A 24,556-nucleotide genomic window follows, 5' to 3' on the forward strand; every position below is an offset into this window, starting at 1 on the left:
ACCAAAATTCAGGAAAATGAGAGTTTTTGATGAATTTCTCAAAAGCCTACTATTTTCAGATACTTACGAAAACTTCCCCATCGAGGATACCACATTTCCCTGGCAGGATCGGGCCATTTTCCCAGCAGGAACAAAGCTGCAACCGGTTTCAGCTCCGAGTCGCTGTCGTCTGCGCTCATGTCCGGGCGAGTCGAGAGGGCTATTCGCTGCGATGTTTCGACTCGCCATACGCACGGGCAGGAGCTTTCTGCGATGGAGATACGCCTCGCACCGCGACTCAGGCGGGCCTCAACCGCTGGACCGCCGGCAGGCGGAGTGCCAGCAGGAGAAGGATCAGCCCCATGTAGATCAGCGGTTCCAGCTGGAAGCCTTTCACCAGCATCACATAGTGCAGGGCCCCGAACAGAGCGGCCGGGTAGGTCAGCCGGTGAAGGCTACGCCATTTACCTCTCAAACGCCGGACAGAAGCGTTATTGGAGGTCAGAGCGAGCGGCAGCATCAGAACAAAGGCCGCCATGCCGATGGTGATATATGGGCGCTTAACAATATCGGCAAGAATCTGACCGAGCAGCTGCACATCCAACAGAAGCCAGACCAGCAGGTGACAGCTGGCATAGAAGAAACACAAAAGACCGACGGCCCGGCGAAACCGCATCAGGTTCAGCCCGAGCAGCCGACGCAGCGGTGTCACAGCGAGGGTGACGACGAGCAGCTGAAGCGCCAGTTTGCCGTATTCATGCTCAAGCGCCTTGATCGGCTCAGGGCCAAGCGCGCCAGAGAGCCCCTGATAGAACAGCAGGCCTGCGGGCAGCACACCCAGCAGATAGATCAGCCAGATGGGCACGACCCGAATTGTATCGTTGATGCGCTGCATTCAGAAGTTCTTTGCCAGATCCATACCCTCGTAGAGCGCGGCCACCTCTTTTTCATAGCCGTTGAACATCAGGGTCGGCTCGCGGCGAGCAAAGAGCCCCCCGCCAATGCGGCGCTCGGTGGCCTGGCTCCAGCGGGGGTGGTCCACATTGGGGTTCACATTGCTATAGAAGCCGTACTCGCCCGCATTTGCCATGTTCCAGCTGGTCTGCGGCTCTTGATCGGTGAGAGTCATACGGACAATCGATTTGATCGACTTGAACCCGTATTTCCATGGCACCACCAGTCGCAGCGGGGCCCCGTTCTGATTGGGTAGCGATTTGCCAAAGATGCCAGTGGCCATGATCGTCAATGGATGCTGCGCCTCATCAAGGCGCAGGCCCTCCCGGTAGGGCCAGTCCAGCACCTTATAGGCTGTGCCGGGCATTTCCGACGGCCGGTAGAGGGTTTCGAAGGCGACGTATTTCGCGCCCTCCTGCACCCCGGCCAGATTGAGCAGATCCGCCAGTTCAAACCCCTGCCAGGGCACCACCATCGACCAGGCCTCGACACAGCGGAAGCGATAGATCCGGTCCTCAAGCGTCATAGCCTCCATGATCTGCTCCATGGAGTAGCTGCCCGGGCGCTCGACCAGGCCATCGATTTCGACGCTCCACGGCTGGGTGGTCATCTGACCGGCATAGGCAGCCGGATCCCCCTTGCCGGTGCCGAACTCATAGAAGTTGCAATAGCTGGTCACGTCTTCCCAGCTGTTGGGTTCCAGCTCCGCCTCCGTTGCGGCCTGTGCGGTGCCGCCAGCCAACCCCGCCAGACCAAGCCCCGCAGCGCCGCCCAGACCGGCCATGATCTGGCGTCGGTTCAGAAAAGCCGAATAAGGCGTGACGTCGCCGTCACTCAGATCGTTCTTCCAGCGGTGGGCCATGCGGCGTCTCCTTAGTATGGGTATCTGCAGGATCTAAGCCAGCGGGCGGCACAGTCCAAAACATATCCTCTCACGTCTCCGCGATGGCACTGTAACCTGGCATAAGCTCATTCATCGGCCGACTGCGCCCATCTTCCTGCATGATCCTGACATGTCGACGACGCAGCTGACGCGGTTCGGTCACGCCAACGGAATGCGCGATGGTTTCCACCTCATGGATGATCTCCTTGGCATAGCGCGCGACGCGGGTGGATTTTTCCTCGACCACCAACCCCTTTTGCAGGCGCTTGTCATGGGTCGTGATACCTGTCGGACAGCTGTTGCGGTTACACTTCAGCGCCTGAATACACCCCAGAGAGAACATGAAGCCCCGCGCCGAGGTCACAAAATCGGCGCCTGCCGCCAGCGCCCAGGCAACATCGCCCGGATTGACCAGCTTGCCAGAGGCGATGAGGCGAATGCGGTCCTTCAGCCCGTATTCATCGCGCAGATTGCACGCCAGCGGCAGTGCCTCCCGGACAGACATCCCAACCAGATCAATCAACGGCATAGGTGCGGCTCCGGTTCCGCCCTCGCCACCGTCCACGGTGATGAAATCCGGCGCGCTGTCGTCCCTGCGGGCGGCAATATTCAGAAACAACTCGCGCAGGGCCGTCTCAGCACCGACCACCAGCTTTATCCCCACCGGCTTGCCCGTGACCTCCCGAATATGCGCGATCATATCCAGCAGCTGATCGTAATTGGCAATCTCCGGATGCCGGTTGGGGGAGATGCTGTCCTCGCCTTCCGGGATGCCGCGTATCTCGGCAATTTGCCGGGTGACCTTGGCCGCGGGAAGGATCCCACCCTTGCCGGGTTTTGCCCCCTGCGCCAGCTTCAGCTCAAACATCCGCACCGCATCATGGGCGGCAACCTTGCGCAATTGTTCGTCGCTCAGCCCGCCGTTCTCATCGCGCACGCCGTATTTGGCAGTACCAATCTGGAACACCACATCGCAGCCCCCCTCCAGGTGATAGGGGCTCAGACCACCCTCGCCTGTGTTCATCCAGACACCGGCCTCTTTTGCCCCATGGCTGAGGGCACGGACGGCCGGTGCAGAGAGCGCCCCATAACTCATGCCAGAGATATTGAAGAACGAGGGTGCCATATAGGGCTGACGGGCGGTTGGCCCGATCAGGCGCGGCTCGCAACAGGCCTTGCCCTCATCCAAGGCCGGAAATGCCGCATTCACGAAGATTGGCGTCCCCGGCACGTTCAGATTGCGGGTCGAGCCGAAGGCAACGGTATTCCCCTTTCCTTCTGCGGCACGTCCCACCCATTCGCGCTGCGCGCGGTTGAAGGGCATCTCCTCGCGGTCCATGGCAAAGAAATACTGGCGGAAAAACTCTCCCAAGGTGCTGAACAGGCCGCGAAACCTACCGATCACCGGATAATTGCGGCGCACCGCGTCCTCGGTCTGCACCCGATCAACCACAAACAGCCCCGCAGCCACCAATGCCAGCGCCCCCAAAGCAAAGACAAAGGCATATGCGAGGAATTCTATGGCATTTGCCGCGAAACCCATGCAAAAACTCCTATATGATAATGGAACGCGCTGCCCATCGGCCCGTTCGCCCTAGACCAAATTGGTGTATTCCACCGGGCGGGCAAGTCACCTTTGATCACATTGGGAGAGGACCATGACAAAATCCACCGCAATAACCGCTGCATTTCGCAAGGGACGCCGCTTCGCCAGCCTTCTGTGGCTGGGTTACGGGGCATTCATCGCGTTATCCCTCCCTGTCACGGCCGAGCCGACAATAACGGCGGATATGGTCAGCTATCAAACCGATCTCGCCTTCGATGATGTCACCTTTGGGCTGGAAAGCGCGATCACCAATCGTGGGTTTGTGGTCGATCATATCAGCCATGTGGGAGAGATGCTGGAGCGGACGCGCGAGGATGTCGGCTCTGACGTCGTTCTGTTCCAAAAGGCCGAGGTCTATTCTTTCTGCTCCGCCAGCCTGTCGCGCAAGGTGATGGAAGCCAATCCGATGAATATCACCTTCTGCCCCTACGATATCTTCGTCGCACAGCAGCCCGGCAGCGAGATCACGACAATCGGCTTTCGCGCTTTCCCTGATGGCGACATGCAGCTGATCCAGTCGTTGCTGAATGACATCGTCCTGGAGGCAATCGAGGAGTAAGACCCATCGTTTGAGTTTTTCCGCTGCCTCCTGGCGCCGACTTTGATAGTCTGATCACCACGGAAATTGACAGCGGACAGATCCTGCATGAAGTCCATCCTTGTTTCGCTTCTGCTGCTCGCGGGCACGATGATCGCTGCCTGCGCACCGGGCACGGACACCCAATCGAATGAGGTCGGCCAGCTTCGCCACGCGATTGAAGCACTTGGCCCGCAAGTCGATCCGGAAGAAGCGGCCAGAGCCGCGCTGATTGCCTATCGCCACGCTACCGCGCTTGCGCAGGAGTATCAGGTGACAACCTCACCGATCCTGCACAACACCCTCGTCAATACCGGCGTCAAACAACGCGGCCTTTGTTATCATTACGCCGAGGACATGCAGGCCCGGCTGCAAAGCGAAGGGTTTCAAAGCCTCACGGTTCTGCGGGCCATCGCAGAGCCAAGAAACAGCTTTCGGATTGAACACAGCAGCGCCGTGATCGCCCCGAAGGGAGCGGATATCTACGGCGGCATCGTGCTGGACCCATGGCGCTATGGCGGCAGGTTGTATTGGTCCGCAACGGCCAAGGATCCCCGGTATGACTGGGAACCCCGCCTGACCGTCCTGCGACGCAGAGGAGCCACGGCCGTGATGGCCAGAAATTGAACAGCGGCGCATAGCAATGAGCAGACCTGTATATAGAGAGGCCCGCCGGATCGGCGGGCCTTCCTTCTTCATGTCAGCTTAGTGCACCACCGCATCATCGGGGCGCGGCCGATCGGTGGAGCCGATGCGATCGCCGATGATCAGACCTTCGACACCGGCACTTACAGGCACCGTGTCGCCATCGCGGATATCTCCGGCCAGAAGCATCTCCGCCAATGGGTTCTGCAAGGCCCGCTGGATCACCCGTTTCAACGGGCGGGCGCCGAACACCGGATCATATCCTTCATCCGCCAGCCACGTCTTTGCACCCTCATCCAGCTCAAGCACGATCTTGCGACCCACAAGCCGCTTTTCAAGCCGCGCCAGCTGTAGCGTGACGATGCCATCCATGTCCTTGCGTCCCAGGCGATCGAAAATGATCGTCTCATCCAAACGGTTCAGGAATTCAGGACGGAAATGCGCACGCACCGCGTCCATCACATCCCGCTTGGCATCGGCGGCATCCGCCCCATCCGGTAGCTGGCTGAGCGCCTGCGCACCGAGGTTGGAGGTCAGGATAATCAGAGTCTGTTTGAAATCGACGGTCCGCCCCTGTCCATCGGTCAGCATCCCATCGTCCAGCACCTGCAACAGCACGTTAAAGACATCCGGGTGGGCCTTCTCCACCTCATCAAACAGAACAACCTGATAGGGTTTGCGCCGGACGGCCTCGGTCAGAACGCCCCCCTCATCATAGCCGACATATCCCGGAGGCGCGCCGATCAGGCGGGCTACCGAATGTTTCTCCATGAACTCGGACATATCCACGCGCACCATGGCGCTGTCATCATCGAACAGAAACTCAGCCACCGCCTTTGTCAGCTCGGTCTTGCCGACACCGGTCGGACCAAGGAACAGGAACGACCCCAGCGGGCGGTTCTCGTCATTGAGCCCGGCTCGGGCGCGCCGCACCGCATTGGCCACAGCCGTGACCGCAGTGTCCTGACCAATCACACGACCATGCAGATCCGCCTCCATCCGCAACAGCTTCTCGCGCTCGCCCTCGAGCATCTTGGACGTCGGGATCCCGGTCCAGCGCTCGACCACGCCGGCGATTTGCTCCGGACGAACGGCCTCTTCGACCATCAAACCGTTACGGTCAGAGGCTTCGGCCTCGCTCAGCTGCTTTTCCAGACCTGGAATAACGCCGTAGGACAGCTCCCCTGCGCGGGCGAGATTGCCTTCACGTTTGGCTGCATCCAGATCCGCTCGCGCACGGTCCAGCCGCTCCTTCAGCTCACGGGCCGAAGCCAGCTTGTCCCGCTCGGACTGCCACTGTGCGGTCATCTCTGCGGATTTCTCCTGCAGGTCCGACAGCTCTTTCTGCAGGGTATCCAGCCGATCCTTGGAGGCCGCGTCATCCTCGAGTTTCAACGCCTCTTCCTCGATCTGCATCTGCAGAATCTGACGGTCGAGCGCATCCAGCTCTTCTGGCTTGCTGTCGACCTGCATCCGCAGACGCGCCGCAGCCTCATCAACAAGGTCAATCGCCTTGTCCGGCAGGAACCGGTCGGTGATGTAGCGATGCGACAGAGTGGCCGCCGCGACCAGCGCCGCATCCGCGATACGGACACCGTGGTGCAGCTCGTATTTCTCCTTGATGCCCCGCAGGATCGAAATAGTGTCTTCGACAGTGGGTTCCGTCACCATGACAGGCTGGAACCGCCGGGCAAGCGCCGCGTCTTTCTCAACGTATTTGCGGTACTCATCCAGAGTGGTCGCGCCGATACAGTGGAGTTCGCCCCGCGCCAGCGCCGGTTTGATCAGGTTGGCCGCATCCATCGCGCCATCGGATTTACCCGCGCCGACCAGCGTGTGCATTTCATCGATGAACAGAATGATTTCGCCTGCGGCGTCGGTCACTTCGGTCAGCACCGACTTGAGCCGTTCCTCAAACTCGCCCCGGTATTTGGCCCCGGCAATCAATGCGCCCATATCAAGCGAGAGCAACTGTTTGTCACGCAGGGATTCCGGCACATCGCCATTGACGATGCGCAGCGCCATACCTTCGGCAATCGCAGTTTTACCAACCCCCGGCTCACCAATCAGCACCGGGTTGTTCTTGGTCCGGCGGCTCAGCACCTGCATAGCGCGGCGAATTTCCTCGTCGCGGCCGATGATCGGGTCAATCTTGCCCTCGCGCACAGCTTCGGTCAGATCTCGGGCAAATTTCTTGAGCGCGTCATAGCCATCTTCGGCACTGGCACTGTCTGCCTTGCGCCCCTTGCGGATGTCATTCACCGCCTCATTCAGCGCCTGGGCGGTCACGTGACCAGCCGCCAGCGCTTCCTTGGCTTTGGATTTCACCATGCACAGCGCCATCAGCACCCGCTCGACAGGGACAAAGCTGTCGCCTGCCTTCTCGGCAATCTTGGCCGCTTCATCCAGCACCTTGGCGGTCTGGCCGTCCAGATAGATGTCTGCGGAATTGCCCTGCACCTTCGGCAGCTTCGAAACCGCAAGTTCCAGCGCCTGGACCACCTGGGTGGGGTTACCACCGGCGCGGGTGATCAGATTGCTTGCCAGCCCCTGGTCATCATCCATCAGCGCCTTCAACAGGTGCTCCGGCATCAGCCGCTGGTGATCTTCACGTCGCGCAATCGTCTGGGCCGCCTGCACAAAACCACGCGCCCGTTCAGTGAACTTGTTCAAGTCCATCTTGCTCTCCTTATATAAGCGCCCCCTTTTCTGGTGACGCCCGCTCTGCGGCACGTCCCGGTCGGGGCCTCCTGTCCAATGTGGGAGGTCTTATCGTCTCTTCAAGGCTACTATGCGGCAAATATGTCACCAAATCCCTGACCCAGATCAACCGCTTGCTCATTCAGCCACTCCCTTCATCGGTTTGTCGCACCCTGCCACCGCCCCGCCGACCCCGTTTTTCCCTTTCCCAACCGAGGCGGCGGCACTAAAAGCAGTGCGATCCCAAGACCACCCCTACCGTCACACGGCCTGAACCGCCGCACAAAAGACGAGGAACCTTCATGTCCGCTTCTTCCACCAGCCACTCTTCCCCTGACGCCAAAGCCGACGACCGGCTGATCGTTGCACTGGACGTGCCCAATGCGCTTGCCGGGCTTCAGCTGGCCGACACGCTTGGTGACGCGGTCTCCTTCTATAAAATCGGATTGGGGATGCTGACCGGTGGTGGTCTGGCGCTTGCGAATGAGCTGAAACAGGAGCGCGGCAAACGAATTTTCCTCGATATGAAACTGTTTGATATCAGCGCCACGGTTGAGGCCGCTGTTCGGGGGCTGGCCCAGTTCGACCTCGACTTTCTCACCGTGCATGGCGACCCCCATGTGGTGCGCGCAGCCAAGGAAGGTGCCGCCGGCACAAGTCTCAAGATCCTTGGTGTCACCATTCTGACCTCGCTGGACCGCTCCGATCTGGATGAAGCCCTGATAAAATCAGGCGACATTCCCGATCTGGTACAAGAGCGCGCGGGGCTAGCTCTCGCGGCCGGGGCCGATGGCGTGATCGCCAGCCCGCAGGAAGCGGCGCTGATCCGCGCCCTGCCAGAAGCCACAGGCAAGTTGATCGTCACCCCCGGCGTCCGCCCTGCCGGTGCGGCGCTTGGAGATCAGAAAAGGGTGGCAACCCCAGCAAGTGCGCTGGAGGCCGGCGCCGATCATATTGTGGTCGGTCGCCCGATCTGGGCAGCAGACGCCCCGCGCAGCGCCGCCGAAGATATTCTGGCCAGTCTGCCACGGTAAACCGGCCCCCGCCTGCGGCGCGTCCCACACGGCATCAGTTACACTTATTCAACACGGGCAACCCGTCGGCACAGATCTGCCCGGCGGGTTTTCTGGTCAGATTGACCCGAAGGCGGCGGGCAGTCCCACTCGCCACTCAAAGATCTAGCCGAAATAAAACTTTTCATCAGACCCATGCCGGACGGGAATTCTGCCACATGTACGCCAAGATTATCTAGGGTCAACCTTCGGTATTACAACAGTATTTTGCGTTTCACCGCAGCAGATTGCGCCCTTTTGTCCTGTGCCCGCAAAAGCACACAATCAAAGGCAGAATTACATAATCCTGCCTTACAGCCTTTGCCCGGCGGTCAAAATGACCGACCCTATACGGGAGACACTCCCCTGACGGCCTTGCTCTTCCTGAGGTTCGTCACCTCCCCCGCTACAGCAGCGGGGGTTCTTTCTTTTCAGCCCCGGATATTCAGCCGCTGACAGGCGATCCGCCAAGGGTGATACCGCATTCCTTATCCTATGCCACCAGCTTTGGCGGGGCGTGTCAGGTAGCTTTGCAGATATTCCGCAAAATGCGGCACCGCCAGCTCATGCCCGATGTACCACTCAGGACGCACCAGCGCCCAGCTCTGACCTTCATCGCCCAACCGAATGTCGCGCTCCCGCGCGGCCGACAGATGCGCGACAAAAAACCAGACGACACCATTGCGCCGCTCATAGCTTTGCCGCCACACCAGATCCGCCTCCTGCACGACCAGCCCAACCTCTTCTTCCGTTTCGCGCAGCGCGCAGGTTTCCGGTGTTTCCTCGCCTTCGCGCCCGCCGCCTGGGAAATCCCAATGGCCGGGGTAGGGAATATGCGGATAGGCATCACGCTCGATCACCAGCAGCCTATCGCCAATGAAAAGCGCCAGCTTGGCGCCGTTGAATGTCATTGCTGCTCTCACCATGTCAGATGATCTAAAGACAATTGCTGTGGCAGAGGCTACTCTGAGCGCCCCCGCAGCACCATCAGATTCCCCGACCCTTTCGGCCTCAACGCCTCCGCCCCATGTCAGACCAATCGCACATACCGCCCGATCACACGGCCCCGTCTGAGCTGGAGACGCCCAGCCATTCACCCCGGCGCCTGCAGGTGCTGTGCCGGGAGTGCTTGTCCTATGGTGTCCTCAAACCAAAAAACGGCCAGACACCAAATCCAAAGCGCTGCCCAAGCTGCCAGAGCCCACGGATCAAGGCGCACCCGGAGCTGTTCTCGCTGTCGATTGCACATATGGACTGCGACGCCTTCTACGCCAGCGTTGAGAAACGCGACAATCCCGAGCTTGCCGACAAACCGGTGGTGATCGGGGGCGGGCGGCGTGGTGTCGTCTCCACGGCCTGCTATGTGGCACGCATTCGCGGTGTGCGATCGGCCATGCCGATGTTTCAGGCGCTCAAGCTTTGCCCGGACGCCGTGGTGATAAAGCCGCGGATGAATGTCTATGTCGAGGTCAGCCGCCAGATCCGGGCGATGATGGATGAGCTGACGCCGGATGTGGAACCCCTGTCGCTGGATGAGGCCTTTATGGATCTGTCTGGCACCCAGCGGCTGCATGGTGCGCCACCTGCGGTGATGCTGGCACGGCTGGTCAAACGCATGAAGGACGAGCTGGGCGTGACAGGATCAATCGGGCTGTCACACAACAAATTCCTGGCAAAGGTCGCCTCCGACCTCGACAAACCGCGCGGATTCTCGGTGATTGGCAAAGAGGAGACAGCCGATTTCCTGAAAGACAAACCGGTGCGCCTGATATGGGGTATCGGCCCAGCCGCTCAGGCGTCGCTCGACAAAGCCGGCATCCGCAGTTTTTCGGATTTGCTGCGCTGGGACCGCACTGATCTGAACGCGCGGTTCGGCTCAATGGGGGAACGGCTCTGGCATCTCGCGCGCGGGCAGGACCGGCGGCGGGTGTCGGCCAATGCGCCGGTGAAATCCATCTCGAACGAAACCACCTTCTACGAGGACACCGCAAGTCTGGAGGTGCTGGACGGTCACCTGTGGCGGCTGGCCGAAAAAGTCTCTGACCGCGCCAAAGCCCGACAGCTTGCAGGGCGGGTGGTGACGCTGAAGCTGAAGCGCGCCAATCACAGCAGCCTCACCCGGCGGCAATCTCTGCGAGATGCGACCCAGATTGCCGACATGATCTACCGAACGGCGCGGGCGCTTCTGGATCAGGTCGGCGACGAAGGCCCCTACCGGCTACTTGGCTGCGGCATCTCCGAGCTGGTGCCCGAAACGCAGGCCGATATCACCGGTGACCTTCTGGATCCACAGGCCGGGCAGCGCGCAAAGGCGGAGCGGGCCACGGATGCAATTCGCGAACGCTTCGGCAAATCGGCCATCCAGAAGGGTCGCGCCCTGCGCTGAACAGCCGCCTGTGTTTATTCCGCAGCCAGCGGCATCGGTTCACAGTTCAGCTGCGACAGCTCGGCAATGACATCGGACAGCACCTTTTGCAGCGCTGCAAAATCAGAGGTTTTCTCAATCCGCGCCTCATCCATATAGAGTGAGCGGTCAATCTCGACCTGCACCGCGTGCTGCGCCCGTGACGGGCGCCCGTAGGTCTGTGTGATATAAGCCCCGGCAAAAGGCGTGTTTCGCGCGACCCGCAAACCTGCGCCAACAAACGCCGCTTCGACCCGGTCCATGATCTCGGCCGAGGCCGCCGCGCCGAAACGATCGCCAAGCACAACATCCGGCAGCCCAGCCCCCCGCCGTCCTGCGGCCGAAATCGCTTCGTGCGGCATCGAATGACAGTCAATCAGCACGGCCTGGCCAAAGCCGATGCGGGCCTGGTCCAGTAACTGCTGCAAAGCCACGTGGTAGGGGCGCCAATAGGTGGCAATCCGGTGGCTTGCTTCAGCCCGGCTCAGCTTGCCATGATAGATCGCCCGCCCATGGGCCACCACGCGCGGCACCACCCCCAGGCCAGAGGCCACACGCGGGTTCTGCCCCCGTTTGATGACGCCTTCGATCAGCGCCGGATCCAGCTCTTCGGTTGATCGATTGAGATCGACATAGGCCCGTGGCGCCCGCGCGGTCAGCAGTGGCATCCCGAATCGCGGCGCGGCGGCAAACAGCTCATCCACGAAGGCGTCTTCTGAACTGCGCAGCTGCAAAGGATCGAGAATCGTCTGCGCCAGAAAAGCCGCGCTGTAATCCGATCCGCTATGCGGCGAGGCAAAAACCACCCCAGACCGCAATTCCTGTGGCATTTCCACCAAATATACTGTGTCAGACATGCAGGCTCCGGCGGCTCAAATACAAGAAACAGCATAGACCGGAATTTCTGCGGTCAAAAGCTCTTGCACCCCTCTCCGACTCATTTTATAGACCCCCTCACCGGCGCGGTCATCCGCGCCCCTTTCAATTTGGGGCCGGCCGAAAGCGTGGGTATTCATGGGCGATTAGCTCAGTGGTAGAGCACTTCGTTGACATCGAAGGGGTCACAAGTTCGAACCTTGTATCGCCCACCATGAATTCATTGCTCTGGTCCTACGATCGGAGCCCCGCAACCCAGGCGCTGGTTCGCGCCGCAGAACAGGAGATAGGCCATGAAGGTCAAGAACTCGCTCCGCTCGCTCAAGAACCGGCACCGTGATTGCCGCGTTGTGCGTCGCAAGGGCCGTGTCTATGTGATCAACAAGACCCAGCGCCGCTTTAAAGCACGCCAGGGCTGATCGCCAGACGCAGCATAGCTGATTTGAGAAAACCGCATCTTCGGATGCGGTTTTTTTGTGTTTTCAGGCCTCTCTTGCCGGTGACCTCAAGAGGGTCGTAACGGCCCACCTCTTTTTCTGATCGTTTTTGTCAGTTTTGCTTTGCATTTTTGGTGAAACTCTTTATCTGAGCAAATCAGTCGGGTTCGACGCCAGTGGCCAAGATCCCCCGAGTGTTTTGAATAGATGGGAAGTACCATGCTGAAATCGACCACCATTCTTGCAGGCGCTTTGGTCGCCGCCGTCGCAACATCTGCTGCTGCCGAGGGTGAGCTGAACCTCTACTCCTCGCGCCACTACGATACCGACGAACGGCTCTATTCCGACTTCGAAGAGGCCACCGGCATCACGATCAACCGGATCGAAGGCAAGGCTGACGAGTTGATCGCCCGGATGAGCGCCGAGGGCGCGAACTCCCCCGCCGATATCCTGCTGACAGTTGATACATCGCGTCTGGCACGTGCCAAGAACGAAGGCCTCCTTCAGGCCATCGACAGCGACATCCTGGAAGCCCGCGTTCCCGGCTATCTGCAGGATGCGGACAACCAGTGGTTCGGCTTCTCCCAGCGTGCGCGCATCATCTTCTTTGACAAGGCAGATGTCGCCAACCCGCCGAAGACATATCTCGACCTCGCGGATCCCGCCTACAAAGGTCAGATCTGCATCCGCTCTTCGACCAATACCTACAACCAGACTCTGCTGGCCTCCATCGTCACGCATCACGGTGAAGAAGCCGCAACCGACTGGGCAAAAGGCGTCGTTGCCAACATGGCCCGCGCGCCCCAGGGCGGCGACACCGATCAGCTGCGCGGCATCGTCTCCGGCGAGTGCGAAATCGCCGTTGGCAACAGCTACTACTTCGCCCGTTCCATCCGCAAAGACGTGAAAGGTCTGTCCGCCGAACGTGACATGATCGGCTGGGTCTTCCCTGCGCAGGACGCAGAAGGCGCCCACATGAACCTGTCCGGTGGCGGTGTTGCAGTGAACGCACCGAACAAGGAGAACGCGATCAAGTTCCTCGAATACCTCGCCTCCGATCAGGCGCAGCAGTATTTCTCCGCAGGCAATGATGAGTACCCGGCGGTTCCGGGTGTTGCGCTTGCGCCCAGCATTGCGGCGCTCGGCCACTTCAAACCCGATGACGTGCAGCTGTCGGACGTAGCGCAGAACATCCCCACCGCACAGAAGATCTTCAACCAGGTGGGTTGGGAGTAACTGACCCGGTCGCTGCAAGGCCGAGCAGCCACCGCAGCCGAATAACGGGAAAGGCGCAGGAGACTCTCCTGCGCCTTTCTTGTTTTCCAACGCGGCAGTCGTCTGTCTATTCTGCCGGTGAAATCTGGTCACTTGATCCATGCTGACCCTTCGGCGCGAGGCGCGACAGGCCATAGGCGACAACATAGAGACCCAACCCGAACGAGAAATGCGACATCAGGCTCTTCAGCCGCGCAATGTCCGGGTTCGGTTTGTTCGAAGCCATGATTCCGGCCCCCAAGGCAGGCTGCAAGATGAAGAATGGCGCAACCACCGTCACCAGACCAAAAAGAATCGGCGCAACCGGCCCCGGCTTCAGCAGCTGGCGCTGCCCGCCTAGCGCGACAAACAGCGCCGCAAAAATCACGCCCACAACATAATGCGCAGTCCAGCCGATTGCGGCCTCATTCGCCACCGGCGGGACCTTGCCGATGCTTTCATGGGTGAAGATCCCATCCGGCATGTACCCCAGCCAGCGCCCCACCACGGCAAAATTACTTTGCGGCACGCCAAATAGCGCATCGGCGACGACGGCCCACAGATCCATGAAGGCGGTTGCCCCCACCCCCAGCAGAACAATGCGGATTATCAAGTCATTGCGGTTCAACACGGCATCCATCCCTCTTGTGTGATTTTGGCTCCCGCAGGGGACATCCACCCTCGGGTCACAGTGATTTTAGGTGCTGAGGACCGCCGGCCGCCAATTGCATTGTCTGAGGTACCCCCCCAGCAAAGCCGATACGAACGCGAAAACCGCCGAATGACCGCTATCCATAGTCCTTTACCTCACGTCGCGCCGTGGGTGGACGGGCTGGAAAAGACCACCTATAGCTTCGGGTCGAATTCACAGATGCAGAGCGAGAAACTAGCCATGCGTGACCACAATACTCCATCGGGTGAATACCAATGACACGTATTCCGGTCACCATCATCAGCGGCTATCTCGGCGCTGGAAAAACCACGTTGATCAACCGTCTGCTGAGCGATGATCACGGGTTGCGCCTGACCGTTCTGGTCAATGATTTTGGGCGCATCAACATTGATGAAAGCCTGTTGCAGGACGGAACCTCACAGACCATTGCATTGAGCAACGGCTGTGTCTGCTGCACCCTGGGCGAAGATCTGACCGCCGCGCTGCATCGTATTCTGGCCGAGGGCAGCCGCCCGGATCATATCGTGATCGAGGCCAGCGGCCTCTCCGATCCGGTCGCCATTGCCAACACCGTGGTGAACGAGAGCCAGCTGTCCTATGGCGGCATCATCACCGTCGCCGATGGCGAAAACCTCTGCGATCTGCTGAACGACGATCTGCTGCGCGAGCAGACCAGTCAGCAGATCCGTGCCGCGGACCTGGTGCTGATCAGCAAATGCGACGCCCCTTCTGACGCTGTTATGACCCGGCTGGACGAGCTGGGGGCCCGCACGCCGACGATTCTCGAAGACGCCCCGATTGCCGACCTGCTGTTTGACGTGGTCCCGCTGCCGGTTGGCAGGGCAACTGCAAAATCCGCCCACCACGCCTATGCGACCTGGCACCACCGCAGCGCCGAGCCGATGGATCGGTGCCGCCTGGGTGATAAGCTGGCAAACCGGCCAAGCGGGATCTATCGGATGAAGGGATTTATCCTCACCAATGGCGGCGGCTATGAGCTGCATGTGGTTGGTCGGCAGGTCTCGGCCAAGCGCTGCGATGCCGAGGAAACCGTTCTGGTTGCCCTTGGCCCGGCGGCCCGGATTTCCCGTGAGGAAATCGAGGCTTGGTGGCAGAGCTAAAGGCCGGCGCCACGCCGCCAGCATTGATAGCCTAGCTGCGTCGGCCCACTTGCCTGCAAATCAGAATCACCGGCAACAGCCCGACCAGCATGATGACCAGCGATGGCACTGCCGCGCCCTCCAGCCGCTCATCCGAGGCCAGCCGGTAGGCCTGCACTGCCAGTGTGTCATAGTTGAAAGGACGCATAATCAGCGTCGCTGGCAGCTCTTTCATCACATCGACAAAGACAATCAGCAAAGCCGTCATCAGGCTGGGCGTCAGGATAGGCAGGTGAACCCGGCGCAACATACCCAGCGGGCTTTGCCCCAGCGAGCGGGCAGCCGCATCCATATTGGCATGAACGGTGGCCTGCCCTCCCTCATAGGCACCCAATGCCGCCGCCAGAAAGCGCACCATATAGGCCGCCACCAGCAGCCAGATCGACCCGGTAATCAGCAGTCCGGTCCTGATCTCGAAATTCGCCCGCATCCAGGCATCCAAAGCGTTATCAAAGGCTGCAAACGGCACCATCAGCCCAACCGCGATCACCCCGCCCGGCACCGCATAGCCGAGCCTTGAGACGTAACCGGCAAGAGCAGACGGTCGACCCGGACGCAGCCGTTGGTAGAAGCCGAGGCAGACCGCCGCCATCACGGTAAGGACAGCCGCCGTCGTCGCCAGCGTCACTGAATTCTGCAGGAAGCCCAGATACCGTTTGCTCAGCAGGTTCTGCTCCGACTCAAGCCCCATCTGCGCCAGGATCACCACTGGCAGCAGGAACCCGAGAAGGACAGGCAGGACGCACAGCCCAAAGGCCAGAGCCGCCTTCGCCCCATGCAGCTCCACCGGCGGCATCTTGGCCTGATGCTTGCCCGCATGATGATAGCGCGCACGACCTCGCGTTGCGCGCTCCGCTACCGCCAGCGTCAGCGCAAATCCCAGAAGACAGAGCGCCAGCTGCGCCGCACCCGCCCGGTCGGCCAGCGAAAACCAGCTGGTATAAATCCCTGTCGCAAAGGTCTGCACGCCAAAATAGCTCACCGTGCCGAAATCAGCGATGGTTTCCATCACCGCCAGCAGAACACCGGACGCAATCGCGGGGCGCGCCATGGGCAGGCTGACCCGCCAAAAGGCCTGTAGCGAGGTATTACCAAGTGCGCGCGCCGCCAGAAACGCACCCGCGCTTTGTTGCAGAAAAGCCGCCCGAGCCAGCAGGTAGACATAGGGGTAAAGCACCAGCACCAGCATCACCGCCGCCCCTCCCACAGAGCGGATCTCCGGGAACCAATAGTCGCGTGGTCCCCAGCCTGTCATCTGTCGCAAGGTGGTCTGCACGATGCCGGGATGATCCAGAACAAAGGTATAGGCATAGGCCAGCACATAGGCCGGGAAGGCCAGCGGCAGGATCAGAACCACCTCCATCACGCGCACGCCCGGAAACCGGGTCATAGTGACCAGCCAGGCCGCTCCTACCCCAACCAGCCCGGTTCCCAGCGCCACCAGAAAGACCAGAACCAATGTGGTACCGGCATAACCCGGCAAGACAGTTTCCATAAGATGCCGGATCGTATCGGTGCCACCGGTCAGAGCGGCCAGCGCAACCGCCAGCATTGGCAACAGACAGGACAGAGCCACAACCCAGCCCACCGTCGCAAACAGCGCCCCCCCCGGTTTCTTCCGCCGCCCACGTGTCCGGTTAGGCGCATCCGCGGACGGGACGGCGCCGACCGTTGCTGCGCCATCGAAAATCGGCGCCCTGGCGGAGCGCTTGGCCTCTGTGGAGGTGGGGGAGATGGGTGTGATCTTTGGCATAGATACGGGACTACCTCAGTGCAGCCCTCTATTTCGATCATTTTCGTCGGAAATACCAGCGACAAAGCCAAAGCGCAGCCATTCGCCGCGCCTCTCTCTATCGCTGTTGCTGTCACAAAAACTGGCGCAACCGGTGGGAGGAACCCGGTTGCGCCAGCAGATACCCTGATCGGGTGGTGTCCCCACAGGAAAGGGGATCAGTCGTAGCTGCGCTGGTCCTCGATCACCAAACCGTCCTTGGGCAGGGCGCCGGGCGCGACCACTTCCACGCGCCCTTTCAGCTTCAGCACCTCCACGACCGAGCGCGAGAAGGCGGTTTCGTCCCCATCCTGTGCCTCGATCTGAACGGTCATCGCATCCATCTCGCCATCACGGCTGGCGATAACGCGTGCCTTTACGATCTCGGCATGTTTGTCGACCAGCGCGGCGACCTGTTCCGGGCGTACAAACATGCCCTTGATCTTCGTGGTCTGGTCCGCACGGCCCATCCAGCCCTTGATCCGCATATTGGTGCGTCCACAGGGAGATTCGCCCGGCAGAACCGCACTCAGATCGCCAGTTGCAAACCGAATGAGCGGATAGTCGGGATTGAGCGTGGTGACGACAACCTCGCCGACGTCTCCGGCGGCCACCGGGGTGCCGGTGCCGGGGGTGACGATTTCGACGATAACCTGCTCATCGACGATCATCCCCTCCATCGCCGCGCTTTCATAGGCGATATTGCCCAGATCCGCCGTCGCATATGACTGCAGACAGGAAATCCCGCGATCGGCATATTCCTGACGCAGGGAGGGGAACAGCGCACCACCGCCCACTGCCGCTTTGGTAAAGCCCAGCTTGACGCCCATGGCATCGGCCTTATCGAGGATCACCTTCAGATAGTCCGGCGTCCCGGCATAGGCCGTCGCCCCGACGTCACGCGCCGCAGTGACCTGCAATTCCGTCTGACCGGTGCCCGCAGGCAATACAGCTGCACCCACCGCACGCGCGCCGTTCTCAAAGATCATCCCGGCAGGTGTCAGATGGTAGCCGAAACAATTCTGCACCACATCGCCAACACCGATCCCGGCCGCATGCAGGAACCGTCCCATGCGCCACCAGTCATGATCCACACCACCCGGTTCGTAAATCGGGCCGGGCGACTGGAAGATATGGGCAAACCCGCTGGCCGGTTTCACGGTGAACCCGCCAAAGGGCGGATGCGCGGCCTGCGCCTTGCTCAGATCCGATTTGCGCAGCACAGGCAGAGCCGCCAGATCCTCCGGGCTGGTGATTGTCGCCGCATTTACAGAACGCAGGCTTTCGCCATAACCCGGCGCGGCCATAGCACGGGCAATCTGTTGTGGCAGCTGTTCCGCCAAATCAGCGGCACGGGCGTCTGCACTGCGGGTCTCAAGGCTGTCAAAATATGTCATGTCAGCACCCCGCCTCAGCTCAACCACCGCTTCCGGCGGCGGTATGACCGCACATCCCGGAAACTCTTGCGTCCTTCGTCGGACATCCCGAGGTAGAATTCCTTCACATCCGGGTTCTCGCGCAGCTCAGCCGCCGGGCCATCCATGACCACACGGCCAGACTCCAGGATGTAACCATAGTGCGAATACCGCAGCGCCACATTGGTGTTCTGCTCAGCCAGAAGGAAGGTCACCCCTTCGTTTTCATTGATCGACTTCACGATTTCAAAGATCTGCTCCACCAGCTGAGGTGCCAGCCCCATGGACGGCTCGTCCAGCAGGATCGTCTCAGGGCGGCTCATCAGGGCGCGCCCCATGGCCACCATCTGCTGCTCCCCGCCAGAGGTATAGCCGGCCTGACTGCGGCGGCGTTCCTTCAGACGCGGGAAATAGCTGTAGACCATTTCAAGATCGCGCTGGATGTTCGCATTGCCATCGCTGCGCGTATAGGCGCCGGTCAGCAGGTTTTCCTCAACGGTCAGATGCTCAAAACAGTGACGGCCCTCCATCACCTGAATGACGCCTTTCTTGACCAGTTCGGCAGGATCGCGGTCCTGAATCCGCTCGCCCCGGTAGCTGATCGACCCTTTGGTGACCTCGCCCCGCTCCGAATGCAGCAGGTTTGACACTGCCTTGAGTGTTGTCGTCTTGCCCGCGCCATTGCCACCCAATAGCGCGGTGATCCCGCCCTTGGGCACCTTCAGGCTGACGCCCTTCAAAACGAGGATCACGTGGTTGTAGATCACTTCGATGTTGTTGACCTCAAGCAGGGTCTCTGCCTGAACATCGGTGGTTTTGGCTGTATCCAGCATCTGTTGTTGTCCTCACGCGGTCCTGACCCGGTCGCCCTGTTCCGGGTCTGTCTGTGGGTGCGGCCCTTGCGCGCCGCACCGGATGATATGCGCGCCAGCAGCGACGCGGTTCGCCAGGTCCGCCCCCGACCGAAAGCCGGGGGCAGACCAAACTGCGTTACTTGCAGCCCACCTCAATGTTGTTTTCCTTGGCATAAGCCATGGAATCTTCCTCGATGAGAGGCTGGATCACGTCGCGATCGCTCGGGGCAAAGTCACTGATCAGGTTCCAGGTTTTGCTCGAGGCATCCCACTGGGTCATACCAACCAGGCCGGGGCCACCGTGGTTCTCGCAGGAGACGTTAAAGGACGGGCCGAAATACGGCATACCCAGCGCCGACATCCGTGCCTCGGGCATCTCCAGAGCTTCCATGCCGTCACGCATCATCGCCGGAGTGATGTCATTGGTGCCGTGGATCTCCTGTGCGGTCTTGGCCGCTTCAACGGCCAACATCGCCGCATACATGCCGCGGTTATAGAGCACGTTACCGATCTGATCGCCGGCACCAGCCGCAAGCCCCTTGTCAACGACATGCGTCTGGATGTCATCGAACACCGGGAAGTCACGACCAACACCGTGGAAAGTCACGGCCTTGTATCCATTGGCCTTGTCGCCCGCAGCCATCACGTCATGCTCGGCGCCGGACCACCAGACACCGATGAAATTCTCCATCGGATAGCGAATGTTGGCGGCCTCCTGAATGGCAACCTGGTTCATGACACCCCAGCCCCACATGATCACGAAATCCGGGCGATCACGGCGAATTTGCAGCCACTGGGACTTCTGTTCCTGACCGGGGTGATCCACCGGCAGGGTCGACAGGGTGAAGCCGTGCTTCTTGGACAGCTCTTCCAGCGTGCGGATCGGCTCTTTGCCGTAGGCGGAGTTATGGAACAGCAGCGAGATTTTCTTGCCGTTCAGATCACCGCCGTTTTCCTCAAGCAGATAGTTGATGATCCCTGACGCACCATCCCAGTAGTTGGCAGGATAGTTGAAGACATTGCTGAACACTTCGCCATTGGCTGCCGATGTCCGGCCATAGCCCATGGTGTGCAGCGGGATGCCGTCCGCCGTCACTTTCGGGATCAGCTGATAGGTGATGCCGGTGGACAGCGGCTGATAGACCAGCGCGCCTTCGCCTTTGGTCGCCTCATAGCATTCCACACCTTTTTCCGTGTTATAGCCGGTCTCGCATTCGATGACCTTGGCCTTCACACCATTGATGCCGCCGTCACGCTCGTTGACCAGGGTGAAGTAATCCGCATAGCCGTCGGCAAAGGGGATGCCACCGGCGGCATAGGGGCCGGTGCGATAGCTCAGCGACGGGAACACCAGGTCTGCCATCGCAGGGCCAGCGGCCATCATGGCGCCCAGCGCCAGAGTCGTCAGTTTCATTTTCATCGGGTCTCATCCTCCCTTGAATTGTCCGATGTGGGTCGAAACGGGGTTTGATCTTGTTGTTTCCCCGCGGTCTTGCCTGGCTGACCCCGCTTAGTGCGGGAACGGCCAGAGTCTCAGTTTTTCTTTGGCAACGCGCCACAGCTGGGCGATGCCATGCGGTTCGGCGATCAGGAAGATCACGATCAACGCACCAACAATCACCAGCTGAATATGGGCGACGATATCGGTGGGCCAGCCCAGCACATCAACGCCGACAACCTTCAGAACCACCGGCAGCAGCACCAGGAACGCCGCCCCGGCAAAAGAGCCGAAAATCGACCCCAGACCGCCGATGATCACCATGAACAACACCAGGAACGACTTGTTGATGCCAAAGGCCTCGCCGACTTCAACCGCACCAAGATAGACGGAAAAGAACAGCGCGCCGGAGACACCGATAAAGAAGCCCGACACACCAAAGGCCGACAGCTTGGCCTTCAGCGGGTTCACCCCGATAATCTCGGCGGCGATGTCCATGTCACGGATCGCCATCCAGCTGCGCCCAATCGTGCCACGGGTCAGGTTGCGGGCCACCAGTGCGCAAAACGCCAGGAAAATCAGGCTGAACATATAGGTGGCCCAAGCCGGAGCATTGGGGCCGGTGATGAGGATGCCGAACACATCCCGCTCAGGCGCGCTGATCTGGCCGGAGGCCGAGTAGTTGTAGAACCAAGGCACCCGGTTAAAGAGCCACACCAGAAAGAACTGCGCCGCCAGTGTCGCCACCGCCAGATAGAATCCCTTGATGCGCAGCGACGGCAGGCCAAAGGCGATGCAGACCAGCGAAGTGATCCCGCCCGCCAGCAACACATGAATGAACATGCTCACCTCTGGAAAGGCGGTCATCAGCTTGTAGCAGGCATAGGCCCCCACCGCCATGAAACCACCGGTGCCCAGCGACACCTGACCACAATATCCCACCAGGATATTGAGGCCGATCGCCGCGATCGAATAGATCAGAAACGGCAGCAGAATGGCGTTGGCCCAATAGTCATTTATCACAAAAGGAACCACCAGAAACGCCAGTGCCAGCACCACATAATAACGGATCCGGTCGAATTTGATCGGGAAGGTCTGGCTGTCATCTTGGTAGGAGGTTTTGAAATCTCCGGCTTCACGATAGAACATGACTCAGATGCTCCCTTCTTGCTGCGCGCGGTTTCTAAGACTCGCGTCGAGTTGATTTGTCTTGCTGGCGTAACCGCTTAACTCGGCAGCACGGGCCAGTCGCAGATAGGCAAGAACCCCGGTAATCAGCCCCGCCGCCGCCAACAGCGATGCTGTGACCACCTGTGCTTCGGAAAACCCTTCGGCGGTCAGCGCCAGATATCCAAAGGCCCAGAACCCGGCCCAGGCAATGACATTGATGATGGCGATCAGCTTCGTCATCGGCCGCCTCCGGCGTTAACCATTTCTTCGGATTTCTGGCTTTCGCCACATTTCGTCCAAATCTTTCTGCCACCTTCATCGTGGGAAAAGTGAGTGGGAACGATGAGTGCAATCTTGCAGGAAATCCGGCAGCTAGAGGCTGCGCGGGACAGGGGAGAGATATCTCCCGAGGAGTTCACAAAGGCCAAGACCCGGCTGTTGAACACGGTCGAGGAGGCAACGGTGCTGCCGCAGGCCAGCCGCCAGCCAGTGGCTCGGACCGCAGTGCGGCCTTCAGGCGATGTTGCGCCGGGTGCCTGGGGCATGCTGCTGCTTGCGCTCTGCGCGGCGGCGGCCATGACGGTGCTTGTCGGACAGCTGATCGGCGATCTGACGATAGCCTTCACGCTGGTTGTCACCGTGTTTGCAGCCATCGTCATCGCGGCCTTCCGACGTCTGGAAGGTTGACGGAGCCACCGCGACGCGGTCCCGAAAGATCGGGGCCGCACGCCATGCCAAGGCGCATCAGACCCGTTCAATGATCTTCTCCCCGAACAGACCTTGCGGGCGGAACACCAGGAACAGCAGCGCCAGAACATAGGCAAACCAGTTTTCCGTCGCGCCCCCGACCATCGGGCCGACCATGAATTCGAACAGTTTTTCGCCTACGCCAATGATCAGCCCGCCAACAATTGCGCCGGGGATCGAGGTGAAACCGCCCAGCATCAATACCGGCAGAGCCTTCAGCGCAATGAGCGACAGCGAGAACTGCACGCCAGACTTCGTGCCCCACATGATCCCGGCGACCAGCGCGACAAACCCCGCGACAGACCAGACCAGTACCCAGATAAAATTCAGCGAAATGCCAACTGACAGCGCCGCCTGATGGTCGTCGGCCACCGCCCGCATGGCGCGCCCCTGTTTGGTATATTGCGCAAAGGCCACCAGCCCCGCCACCAGCAGTGCCGCGATGATGGTCGCAACAATGTCGAGATTGTCGATGAAGAAACCATAATCAAAGATCTGATAGGTGGTCTCGTCGATCCACAGGTTGATGCCCTGCGGCAGACCGACGTCCAGCGTCTTGATCTCCGAGCCCCACATCAGATCCGCCACCCCTTCGAGGAAATAGGCAAGTCCAATGGTGGCCATAAAGAGGATGATCGGTTCCTGGCCAACCAGATGGCGCATCACGAATTGCTGGACCATCCAGGCCAGGAGAACCATCACCCCAACCGTCATGACGATCGCCACAAAGGACGGCACGGTCCAGCCAAAATGGGTGACATGCCCGCCAAAGATCGCGTTGATCACATGGGAGAACGGAACCTGCCCGTTCATGATCCCAACCAGAGTCATCGCGGCAAACAATGCCATCACGCCCTGGGCGTAGTTGAAGATCCCCGAGGCCTTGTAGATCAGGACAAACCCCAGCGCGACCAGCGCATAGAGCACTCCAGCCATCAGGCCATTCAGCGTGACCTCCATCGCAAAGACGAGTTGTTCAGGCATCCCGCTCTCCTCCTGCAAGTTTCCTCAAAGAAACTTGCCAAAAATTTTCGAAAATTTTTCCACCCAATCGCTCATCAGTCATGGCTGACCCCCAGATAGGCGTCGATCACATCCTGATTGTTGCGCACTTCCTCGGGCGTGCCGTCGCCGATCTTCTTGCCGTAATCCATCACGACAACCCGGTCGGACAGATCCATAACCACGCCCATGTCGTGTTCGATCAGCGCGATGGTGGTGCCAAACTCGTCGTTCACATCCAGGATAAAGCGGGACATGTCCTCTTTTTCCTCGACGTTCATCCCCGCCATAGGTTCATCCAGCAGCAGCAGCTTTGGCTCCGCCGCCAGCGCCCGCGCCAGCTCAACCCGCTTTTTCAGACCATAAGGCAGCCGTGCCACAGGCGTTTTGCGGATGTGCTGGATCTCAAGAAAGTCGATGATCCGCTCAACCGCCGCACGGTTTTCGGTCTCCTCGGCCTCCGCCTTGCCACGCCAGATCGCCTGCTGAAGCAGATTGGTCTTCATGAAGTTGAGCCGCCCGGTCATCACGTTGTCCAGCACGCTCATCCCGTCAAACAGCGCGATATTCTGGAATGTCCGGGCGATGCCCTGACGGGCCACCTCGTAGGGGCGCATCTGCGGGCGGGGTTTGCCGCGAAACAGAACTTCACCTTCCTGTGGGACGTAAAAGCCCGAGATCACGTTCAGCATCGAGGATTTGCCCGCACCGTTGGGGCCGATGATGGCCCGGATCTCGCCTTCGCGAATATCAAACGAGATATCCTTGATCGCCACCACGCCGCCAAAGCGCAGGGTGATGTTCTTCATCTCCATCACCACGCCGCCGATCTTGCGCCCGTCCTCGGTGATATAGCCGTCTTCCATATCCTTCACGACACCACGCCTTTCGCCTTGTTGGTTGATGTGCTGTGGCTCCGCGCCGCCGCCGACCGCATCGACGCAGCGCCTGTCATAATC

Annotated in this window: 23 protein-coding genes and 1 tRNA gene; 9 read left to right on the top strand and 15 right to left on the bottom strand. The window is 60.1% G+C overall.

Features of this window, described 5'->3' with window-relative positions; translation table 11 throughout:
• Positions 1 to 277: 277 nt before the first annotated feature.
• The 3 genes from msrQ to VWZ85_RS02785 form a co-directional block, all read right to left on the bottom strand.
• Positions 278 to 874 (bottom strand): protein-methionine-sulfoxide reductase heme-binding subunit MsrQ, encoded by a 597-nt coding sequence (gene msrQ, locus VWZ85_RS02775; protein WP_416587031.1) that lies wholly within the window; start codon positions 872 to 874, stop codon positions 278 to 280.
• Positions 875 to 1,795: a protein-methionine-sulfoxide reductase catalytic subunit MsrP gene (gene msrP, locus VWZ85_RS02780; RefSeq protein ID WP_416537831.1), complete on the bottom strand. Its 921-nt coding sequence runs from the start codon at positions 1,793 to 1,795 to the stop codon at positions 875 to 877. It abuts the gene before it with no gap.
• Positions 1,796 to 1,865: 70 nt separating this feature from the next.
• On the bottom strand, positions 1,866 to 3,359 hold the full coding sequence (locus tag VWZ85_RS02785; RefSeq protein WP_416536723.1) for an FMN-binding glutamate synthase family protein: 1,494 nt from the start codon (positions 3,357 to 3,359) through the stop codon (positions 1,866 to 1,868).
• 247 nt (positions 3,360 to 3,606) lie between these two features.
• Here VWZ85_RS02785 and VWZ85_RS02790 point away from each other — a divergent pair, with 247 nt between their 5' ends.
• Both VWZ85_RS02790 and VWZ85_RS02795 read left to right on the top strand, forming a co-directional pair.
• The gene (locus VWZ85_RS02790) at positions 3,607 to 3,981 is read left to right on the top strand and encodes a DUF302 domain-containing protein (protein ID WP_416536735.1); all 375 of its coding nucleotides are present in this window, start codon (positions 3,607 to 3,609) and stop codon (positions 3,979 to 3,981) included.
• A gap of 87 nt (positions 3,982 to 4,068) precedes the next feature.
• Positions 4,069 to 4,626: a hypothetical protein gene (locus VWZ85_RS02795; RefSeq protein WP_416587032.1), complete on the top strand. Its 558-nt coding sequence runs from the start codon at positions 4,069 to 4,071 to the stop codon at positions 4,624 to 4,626.
• 78 nt (positions 4,627 to 4,704) lie between these two features.
• On the opposite strand, the gene clpB is transcribed toward VWZ85_RS02795, so the two are convergent.
• A complete protein-coding gene (clpB, locus tag VWZ85_RS02800) occupies positions 4,705 to 7,323 on the bottom strand; it encodes an ATP-dependent chaperone ClpB (RefSeq protein ID WP_416587034.1) in 2,619 nt (872 codons plus the stop codon).
• Between the two features lie 323 nt (positions 7,324 to 7,646).
• Between clpB and pyrF the strand changes: the two genes are divergently transcribed.
• On the top strand, positions 7,647 to 8,378 hold the full coding sequence (pyrF, locus tag VWZ85_RS02805) for an orotidine-5'-phosphate decarboxylase (protein WP_416537826.1): 732 nt from the start codon (positions 7,647 to 7,649) through the stop codon (positions 8,376 to 8,378).
• 506 nt (positions 8,379 to 8,884) lie between these two features.
• Here pyrF and VWZ85_RS02810 read toward each other — a convergent pair.
• Positions 8,885 to 9,307: an NUDIX hydrolase gene (locus VWZ85_RS02810; RefSeq protein WP_416546635.1), complete on the bottom strand. Its 423-nt coding sequence runs from the start codon at positions 9,305 to 9,307 to the stop codon at positions 8,885 to 8,887.
• Between the two features lie 194 nt (positions 9,308 to 9,501).
• Here VWZ85_RS02810 and VWZ85_RS02815 point away from each other — a divergent pair, with 194 nt between their 5' ends.
• Positions 9,502 to 10,782, top strand: coding sequence for a DNA polymerase IV (locus VWZ85_RS02815; protein ID WP_416537833.1), 1,281 nt, complete (start codon positions 9,502 to 9,504; stop codon positions 10,780 to 10,782).
• 14 nt (positions 10,783 to 10,796) lie between these two features.
• On the opposite strand, the gene VWZ85_RS02820 is transcribed toward VWZ85_RS02815, so the two are convergent.
• Positions 10,797 to 11,657, bottom strand: a complete 861-nt coding sequence (locus tag VWZ85_RS02820) for an N-formylglutamate amidohydrolase (RefSeq protein ID WP_416587036.1) — start codon at positions 11,655 to 11,657, stop codon at positions 10,797 to 10,799.
• 159 nt (positions 11,658 to 11,816) lie between these two features.
• On the opposite strand from VWZ85_RS02820, the gene VWZ85_RS02825 reads away from it, so the two are divergent.
• From VWZ85_RS02825 to VWZ85_RS02835, 3 genes are all read left to right on the top strand, one after another.
• Positions 11,817 to 11,891, top strand: a tRNA-Val gene (locus VWZ85_RS02825).
• Positions 11,892 to 11,969: 78 nt separating this feature from the next.
• Complete coding sequence (gene ykgO / locus VWZ85_RS02830) at positions 11,970 to 12,095, top strand: type B 50S ribosomal protein L36 (RefSeq protein ID WP_008562923.1); 126 nt, start codon at positions 11,970 to 11,972, stop codon at positions 12,093 to 12,095.
• A gap of 237 nt (positions 12,096 to 12,332) precedes the next feature.
• A complete protein-coding gene (locus VWZ85_RS02835; RefSeq protein WP_340546860.1) occupies positions 12,333 to 13,349 on the top strand; it encodes a Fe(3+) ABC transporter substrate-binding protein in 1,017 nt (338 codons plus the stop codon).
• Positions 13,350 to 13,455: 106 nt separating this feature from the next.
• Here VWZ85_RS02835 and VWZ85_RS02840 read toward each other — a convergent pair whose 3' ends face one another.
• Positions 13,456 to 13,998, bottom strand: a complete 543-nt coding sequence (locus VWZ85_RS02840; RefSeq protein ID WP_416536727.1) for a DUF2938 domain-containing protein — start codon at positions 13,996 to 13,998, stop codon at positions 13,456 to 13,458.
• A gap of 296 nt (positions 13,999 to 14,294) precedes the next feature.
• Between VWZ85_RS02840 and VWZ85_RS02845 the strand changes: the two genes are divergently transcribed.
• Positions 14,295 to 15,161, top strand: a complete 867-nt coding sequence (locus VWZ85_RS02845) for a CobW family GTP-binding protein (protein ID WP_340546862.1) — start codon at positions 14,295 to 14,297, stop codon at positions 15,159 to 15,161.
• A 31-nt stretch (positions 15,162 to 15,192) separates the two neighbouring features.
• On the opposite strand, the gene VWZ85_RS02850 is transcribed toward VWZ85_RS02845, so the two are convergent.
• The 6 genes from VWZ85_RS02850 to VWZ85_RS02875 form a co-directional block, all read right to left on the bottom strand.
• Positions 15,193 to 16,953, bottom strand: a complete 1,761-nt coding sequence (locus VWZ85_RS02850) for an ABC transporter permease (RefSeq protein WP_416587038.1) — start codon at positions 16,951 to 16,953, stop codon at positions 15,193 to 15,195.
• A gap of 197 nt (positions 16,954 to 17,150) precedes the next feature.
• A complete protein-coding gene (locus tag VWZ85_RS02855) occupies positions 17,151 to 18,368 on the bottom strand; it encodes a phenylacetate--CoA ligase family protein (RefSeq protein WP_340546864.1) in 1,218 nt (405 codons plus the stop codon).
• A 14-nt stretch (positions 18,369 to 18,382) separates the two neighbouring features.
• Entirely contained in the window at positions 18,383 to 19,219 is an 837-nt protein-coding gene (locus tag VWZ85_RS02860; protein WP_024098644.1) for an ABC transporter ATP-binding protein, read from the bottom strand.
• Positions 19,220 to 19,376: 157 nt separating this feature from the next.
• Positions 19,377 to 20,660: an ABC transporter substrate-binding protein gene (locus VWZ85_RS02865; protein ID WP_340546865.1), complete on the bottom strand. Its 1,284-nt coding sequence runs from the start codon at positions 20,658 to 20,660 to the stop codon at positions 19,377 to 19,379.
• A gap of 90 nt (positions 20,661 to 20,750) precedes the next feature.
• Positions 20,751 to 21,827 carry a branched-chain amino acid ABC transporter permease gene (locus tag VWZ85_RS02870; protein WP_340546866.1) on the bottom strand — a complete coding sequence of 359 codons (1,077 nt, stop codon included), beginning with the start codon at positions 21,825 to 21,827 and terminating at the stop codon, positions 20,751 to 20,753.
• 3 nt (positions 21,828 to 21,830) lie between these two features.
• Positions 21,831 to 22,088: a hypothetical protein gene (locus VWZ85_RS02875; protein WP_416587040.1), complete on the bottom strand. Its 258-nt coding sequence runs from the start codon at positions 22,086 to 22,088 to the stop codon at positions 21,831 to 21,833.
• A 102-nt stretch (positions 22,089 to 22,190) separates the two neighbouring features.
• Here VWZ85_RS02875 and VWZ85_RS02880 point away from each other — a divergent pair, with 102 nt between their 5' ends.
• Positions 22,191 to 22,535 (top strand): SHOCT domain-containing protein, encoded by a 345-nt coding sequence (locus tag VWZ85_RS02880; RefSeq protein WP_416536729.1) that lies wholly within the window; start codon positions 22,191 to 22,193, stop codon positions 22,533 to 22,535.
• A gap of 57 nt (positions 22,536 to 22,592) precedes the next feature.
• Here VWZ85_RS02880 and VWZ85_RS02885 read toward each other — a convergent pair whose 3' ends face one another.
• Positions 22,593 to 23,579, bottom strand: coding sequence for a branched-chain amino acid ABC transporter permease (locus tag VWZ85_RS02885; protein ID WP_416536730.1), 987 nt, complete (start codon positions 23,577 to 23,579; stop codon positions 22,593 to 22,595).
• A gap of 74 nt (positions 23,580 to 23,653) precedes the next feature.
• Complete coding sequence (locus VWZ85_RS02890) at positions 23,654 to 24,463, bottom strand: ABC transporter ATP-binding protein (protein ID WP_340547244.1); 810 nt, start codon at positions 24,461 to 24,463, stop codon at positions 23,654 to 23,656.
• Positions 24,464 to 24,556 lie beyond the last annotated feature (93 nt).

Source organism: Phaeobacter sp. JH20_29 (genome assembly GCF_048056175.1).
Classification (GTDB): Bacteria; Pseudomonadota; Alphaproteobacteria; order Rhodobacterales; family Rhodobacteraceae; genus Phaeobacter; species Phaeobacter bryozoorum.